This window comes from Streptomyces phytophilus, assembly GCF_013870535.1.
In the GTDB taxonomy this organism is placed as follows: Bacteria; Actinomycetota; Actinomycetes; order Streptomycetales; family Streptomycetaceae; genus Streptomyces; species Streptomyces phytophilus.
Window position 1 is genome coordinate 1 of the sequence record NZ_JACBXC010000289.1, and the last position, 5,881, is coordinate 5,881.

Annotated in this window: 7 protein-coding genes; 6 read left to right on the forward strand and 1 reads right to left on the reverse strand. The window is 70.8% G+C overall.

Annotation, left to right across the window (positions count from 1 at the left end):
- Nucleotides 1-195 precede the first annotated feature (195 nt).
- The 5 genes from H5J30_RS15090 to glpK all read left to right on the forward strand — a co-directional run bounded on the left by H5J30_RS15090 (nucleotide 196) and on the right by glpK (nucleotide 4,952).
- The gene (locus H5J30_RS15090; protein WP_181787948.1) at nucleotides 196-1,023 is read left to right on the forward strand and encodes a M15 family metallopeptidase; all 828 of its coding nucleotides are present in this window, start codon (nucleotides 196-198) and stop codon (nucleotides 1,021-1,023) included.
- Between the two features lie 30 nt (nucleotides 1,024-1,053).
- Nucleotides 1,054-1,548, forward strand: a complete 495-nt coding sequence (locus H5J30_RS15095) for a TrmH family RNA methyltransferase (RefSeq protein ID WP_220188927.1) — start codon at nucleotides 1,054-1,056, stop codon at nucleotides 1,546-1,548.
- A gap of 4 nt (nucleotides 1,549-1,552) precedes the next feature.
- Nucleotides 1,553-2,344 (forward strand): RluA family pseudouridine synthase, encoded by a 792-nt coding sequence (locus H5J30_RS15100; protein WP_181787949.1) that lies wholly within the window; start codon nucleotides 1,553-1,555, stop codon nucleotides 2,342-2,344.
- A gap of 319 nt (nucleotides 2,345-2,663) precedes the next feature.
- Complete coding sequence (locus H5J30_RS15105) at nucleotides 2,664-3,398, forward strand: MIP/aquaporin family protein (RefSeq protein WP_181787950.1); 735 nt, start codon at nucleotides 2,664-2,666, stop codon at nucleotides 3,396-3,398.
- 15 nt (nucleotides 3,399-3,413) lie between these two features.
- Nucleotides 3,414-4,952, forward strand: a complete 1,539-nt coding sequence (glpK, locus tag H5J30_RS15110) for a glycerol kinase GlpK (RefSeq protein ID WP_181787951.1) — start codon at nucleotides 3,414-3,416, stop codon at nucleotides 4,950-4,952.
- A 39-nt stretch (nucleotides 4,953-4,991) separates the two neighbouring features.
- On the opposite strand, the gene H5J30_RS15115 is transcribed toward glpK, so the two are convergent.
- On the reverse strand, nucleotides 4,992-5,414 hold the full coding sequence (locus tag H5J30_RS15115; RefSeq protein ID WP_051642425.1) for a roadblock/LC7 domain-containing protein: 423 nt from the start codon (nucleotides 5,412-5,414) through the stop codon (nucleotides 4,992-4,994).
- Nucleotides 5,415-5,587: 173 nt separating this feature from the next.
- On the opposite strand from H5J30_RS15115, the gene H5J30_RS15120 reads away from it, so the two are divergent.
- Nucleotides 5,588-5,881, forward strand: a 294-nt coding sequence (locus tag H5J30_RS15120) for a hypothetical protein (RefSeq protein WP_181787952.1), incomplete at its 3' end; no start/stop codon positions are given.

A 5,881-nucleotide genomic window follows, 5' to 3' on the forward strand; every position in this document is an offset into this window, starting at 1 on the left:
GGCCGTACGACGGTGCGGCACGAGGACGGCGCGGAGCCCGACCTGCCGGTGCGGATACGGGGCGGCGGGTAACCCCTGGACGCCCCGGCCGCCCGGGGCGGGCGCCGCCGGCCTGCCGTTCCGTACACCCGAATGGCCCTGTTCCGGCCCCCTCCCCTCTTCCCACGCGCCCGCGAGCGCGATAGTGAAAGGGCCATGCCAAAGAAAGCTCTCGCGCGCCCCCTGGCCCGGCTCGCCGTCCTGGCCGCCGCCGCGGCCCTCGCCGCCACGGCCACCGCTGCGCCCCCGGCCACCGCGCAGCCGGAGCCGAAGGCCCCGGAGGAGTTCGTCGCGCTCTCCGACGTGGACCCGACGATCCTGCACGACATCCGCTACGTCACCCGGCACAACTTCACCGGCGAGCGCGTCGACGGCTACCGCAAGCCGATGTGCATCCTCACCGAGGACGCGGCCCGGGCGCTGAAGAAGGCGCAGCGGGCCTTCCTCCCGGACGGCTACTCCCTGAAGGTCTACGACTGCTACCGCCCGCAGCGCGCCGTGGACCAGTTCGTGACCTGGGCCGAGGACCTGGACGACCAGCGGATGAAGGACGAGTTCTACCCGCGCGTCGACAAGTCCAGGCTCTTCGAGGACGGCTACATCGCCGCGCGCTCCGGCCACAGCCGCGGCAGCGTCGTGGACCTCACCCTCGTGGAGCTCCCGGCCGGGAACACCCGCCCGTACGAGCCGGGCGAGCCGCTCGTCGACTGCGCCGCGCCGCGGCAGGAGCGCTTCCCCGACAACTCGATCGACATGGCCACCGGCTACGACTGCTTCGACACCCTCAGTCACACGCTGGACGAGCGGGTCAAGGGCGAGCAGCGCGCCAACCGGCTCCGGCTCAAGGAGGGCCTGGAGGCGGCGGGCTTCGTCAACTACGCGTACGAGTGGTGGCACTTCGGGCTCGCGGACGAGCCGTTCCCGGACACGTACTTCGACTTCCCCGTCCACCGCCGCTCGCTGTCCGGACAGGGGCACGGGTAGCCCTCGCCGCCCTTGTAGACTTGGCCGATCATGTTCGATCACATTCGGCATCGGCCGCCGGCCACGCTGACCAGAGAGCGGGAAATCGTGTTGGCCTGCGCGCCGCTGCGGTCCCGCGCGAATCTCTCCGGCATCGTGCGCACCGCGGGGTGCTGCGGAATCGGCCGGGTCGTCGCGTGCGGCAACGGGAAAGTCGACCCCGACGTCGCACGGGACAGCCTGGACCGCGTCACGATCGAGGTCCGCCGGACGCTGCCGCCCGTGCTCAAGGACCTCCGGTCGGCGGGATACCGGGTCGTCGGCCTGGAGCAGACGACGAATTCGCACAGCCTGCACGACTTCGCTTTCCCCAGGAAGACGGCACTCGCCATCGGAAACGAACGGCTCGGCCTCACCGAGGAGGAGCTGCAATTCGTCGACGACTGCGTCGAGATTCCCGTATGGGGAATGCCGCACAGCTACAACGTCGCGACCGCGACGGCGATGGCCCTGTACGAATACTGCAAGCAGTTCCCCGAGGGCTGATCCGATGACAGTGCCCAGTTGGCAGGAGGTCCGCGGCGCCGCCACGCTCCTGGAGGACGACAACGTCCTCGTGCTCGACAAACCGGCCGGGATCTCCGTCATGGGCGAGCGGCACGGCACCGATCTCGTGGAGCTGGCCCAGGAGGCGGGGGAACGGCTCTTCCCGGCCCATCGCGTCGACAAGGTCACCTCCGGTGTCGTCCTCTTCGCCAAGGACGTGGCCACACACGGCGGGCTGACCCGGCAGTTCAACAAGCGGACCGTCGACAAGGCGTACCTGGTGGTCACCGGGACCGCGGGACTGCCCGACCGGGGTACGGTCGAACTGCCGCTCAGCGTCGGGCGCAAGAACCGGGTGCGTATCGCCGCCGCGCGCGAGGCGATCCGCTTCGACGAGTCGGAGAACCGCTGGTGGGCCGCGGAGGACGACCTCCTCGACGTGAAGAACTACCCGTCGACCACCCGCTTCCGGACGCTGTGGAGCGACGGCCGGCACTCGGTGCTCGTCGCCCGGCCGGTCACCGGCAGGCGGCACCAGATCCGCGTGCACCTCGCCTGGATCGGCCACCCGATCCTCGGCGACCCCCTCTTCGACAAGGCGGCCGCGGCGGCGGGCCTGCGGACGCAGCTGCACTCCTGGCGGCTCGGCTTCGACGCCTCCTGGCGCGACGGCAGCCGCGTCGACGTGGCGGCCGACCCGGACGACGGCTTCTGGGAGCCGCTGGCCGGCGCCCTCTCCGCCGAGGACATCGCACGCCTGCTGCGCGAGGGCGCGGCGCTCCCCCGCCCGGTCTGACGCGCGCCCGGCCGGACCCGCCCCACCCCGGACCAGCGCCGCCGAAAATACATTTGATGCCGTCGTGTCCAGTGTCTTGACCGTCCGTCAGCCCAGGTGAACACTGCCGGATGTCAGTCGGGCATCGCCGCACGACGGCCCCTCGCCGCCTGTCTCCCACCGGCGATACGCCCCGCTGACGCGCGCTCGCAACGACGCCGGCAGGGGCACCGATTCCACTCCCCGGCCGGCGCTCGACGTCATGGCAGCAGCCAGGGAAGAACGCACCCTTCGTCTCGGCCGGGACGGCGATCCCGGTGGTTGAGCCCGAGGAGCCGCAGTGGACTATCCCAATGGGGACATCTTCGCCGGTGAAGTGATCGGCACCGCCATTCTCATCCTGTTCGGCGCGGGCGTCTGCGCCGCCGTCACCCTGGAGAAATCGAAAGCCAAAGCGTCCGGCTGGGTCGTCATCGCCTTCGGCTGGGGCTTCGCCGTGCTGGCCGGCGCGTACACCGCCGCGCCGCTGTCCGGCGGGCACATCAATCCCGCCGTCACCCTCGGCGTGGCCGTCGAGAGCAACGAGCACTGGGGGAAGGTCCCGCTCTACATCGGCTCGCAGATGCTCGGCGCGCTCATCGGCGCCGTGCTCGCCTGGCTCGTCTACTACGGCCAGTTCGCCCGCAACGCGAACCGCGAGACGGCCATCGAGACACTCGGCATCTTCTCCACCCGCCCGGAGATCTACCGACCGTGGCAGAACCTCGTCACCGAGACCATCGCCACCATCGGCCTCGTGCTGCCGATCCTGGCCTTCAACCTCACCGAAGGTCTGGCCGAGTCCGGCACCCAGGTACTCGTCGTCGCCCTCCTCGTCGCCGGCATCGGCCTGTCCCTCGGCGGCCCCACGGGCTACGCCATCAACCCGGCCCGCGACTTGGGCCCCCGCATCGCCCACGCGCTGCTGCCCATCCCCAACAAGGGCACCAGCGAGTGGAACTACGCCTGGATACCCGTGGCCGGCCCGCTGATCGGCGGCGTCCTGAGCGCGCTGATCTTCAAACTCGCCTTCTAGCAGCAAGGGGACGTCATGACGGACAAGTACGTCGCCGCCATCGACCAGGGCACCACATCGAGCCGCTGCATCGTCTTCGACCAGAACGGCGCCATCGTCGCCGTCGACCAGCGCGAGCACCGCCAGATCTTCCCCCGGCCCGGCTGGGTGGAGCACGACGCCGCCGAGATCTGGGCCAAGACCCAGGCCGTGGTCGGCGGGGCACTGGCCGGGGCGGGACTGCGGGCCGACGAGCTGAGCGCCGTCGGCATCACCAACCAGCGCGAGACGACCGTGCTGTGGGACCGCGCCACCGGCAAGCCGGTGCACAATGCCATCGTCTGGCAGGACACCCGCACCGCGGCGCTGTGCACCGAACTCGGCGGCGCGGACGGCCAGGACCGCTTCCGCGACCGCACCGGGCTGCCGCTCGCCAGCTACTTCTCCGGCCCCAAGGCCGCCTGGCTGCTCGACAACGTGCCGGGCCTGCGCCGCCGCGCCGAGAACGGCGAGATCGCCTTCGGCACCGTCGATTCCTGGCTGATCTACAACCTCACCGGCGGCGCGGACGGCGGCATACACGTCACCGACGTCACCAACGCTTCCCGCACCATGCTCATGAACATCGAGACCCACCAGTGGGACCCCTCGATCCTCGACGCCATGAACGTCCCGGCGGCGATGCTGCCCGAGATCCGCTCCTCCGCCGAGGTCTACGGCACCTGCACGGGCCGGCTCGACGGCGTGCCCGTCGCCTCCGCGCTCGGCGACCAGCAGGCGGCGATCTTCGGGCAGACCTGCTTCGGCGTCGGCGAGGCCAAGAACACGTACGGCACGGGCAGCTTCCTGCTGCTCAACACCGGTACGCGGCCGGTGCCGTCGAAGAGCGGGCTGCTGACCACCATGGGCTACCAGATCGGCGGCGAGGCACCGGTCTACTGCCTGGAGGGGTCCATCGCCATCACCGGGGCGCTGGTGCAGTGGTTCCGCGACCAGCTCGGCATCATCTCCGCCGCCGAGGAGATCGAAACGCTGGCGGCCGGCGTCGACGACAACGGCGGCGCATACATCGTCCCGGCGTTCTCCGGGCTGTTCGCCCCGTACTGGCGCGGCGACGCGCGCGGCGTCGTCACCGGCCTGACCCGCTACGTCACCAAGGCACACCTGGCGCGCGCCGTGCTGGAGGCGACGAGCTGGCAGACCCGCGAGGTCGTCGACGCGATGTACCAGGACTCGGGGGTACGGCTGACGGACCTCAAGGTGGACGGAGGGATGACCGCCAACAATCTGCTCATGCAGCACCAGGCGGACGTCCTCGGCGTACCCGTGATGCGGCCGGTGATCTCCGAGACCACCTGCCTGGGCGCCGCCTACGCCGCCGGCCTGGCCACGGGCGTGTGGCAGGACCAGGACGAGCTGAGGTCCCACTGGAAGCGCGACACCCAGTGGACGCCGCGGATGGACGAGGCCACGCGGGATCGCGAGTACCGCAACTGGCGCAAGGCCGTCGAGCGCAGCTTCGGCTGGCAGGACGACGAGGACGGCCCGGCCGGAAAGGACGGCGCTGCCGGCTGACGCCACGGCGCCGCGGCGCCGCGGCGCGGCCGTCCGACGTCAGGACCTGCTGCCCCGCGGCGCCGCCGCCAGATGCTCGCCGACCCGCTTGACCAGCAGCGTCATCTCGTACGCGATCTGCCCGATGTCGGCGTCCGACGCCGCCATCACCGCGAGGCAACTGCCGTCGCCCGCCGCGGTGACGAAGAGGAACGCGTCGTCCAGCTCCACGAGCGTCTGCCGTACGGAGCCCGCCTCGAAGTGCGTGCCCACGCCCTTGGCCAGGCCGTGGATGCCGGAGGCGACCGCCGCCAGATGCTCGGAGTCCTCCCTGCTCACGTCCTCGGACACGCTCATCGGCAGCCCGTCGGAGGACAGCACCAGCGCCATCCGCACGCTCGTCAGCCGCCCCACCAGATCGTCGAGCAGCCAGTTCAACCGGCTCCCCGCCGGCTGCCGTCTGTTCCCACCCTGCACAACCATGCCCGCGTCCCTTCCCCAGTCGGCGCAGCCTACTACCGTCGCCCCGGCAACTCGTAGCCCCCTTCGAACGTTGACACATCAGAACGTGTGAACATGGGTACCCCGGGCTTTCGTCACCCCGCGTGCGGGGCAGTCACCCTGGGCACCCGGCAGTCGAGCGGGAGAGGGAACTGATGGCTGCGGAGGAGGAGCTGCGGCGCCTCGAATCGCCGCTCTGGGTCGAGGAGCCCGTCGGCACACCGAGGCTTCCGGACCCGGTGCGGACGGCGGCCGTACGCGCCGTGATCATCGTCGCCCTGACGCTGTCGCAGGCGATGGCGGCCCTGCTGTTCACCGTCAGCGGGTCGTGGCCCGCGTTTCCGCTCCTGCTGAGCACGGTCGTGAGCACCGTGGTCGCGACCTGGGGCGTGCTGGACGTGTGGGTGACGCGGCAGGTGTGGAAGCAGCGGTACGGCGTGGAGTCCCGG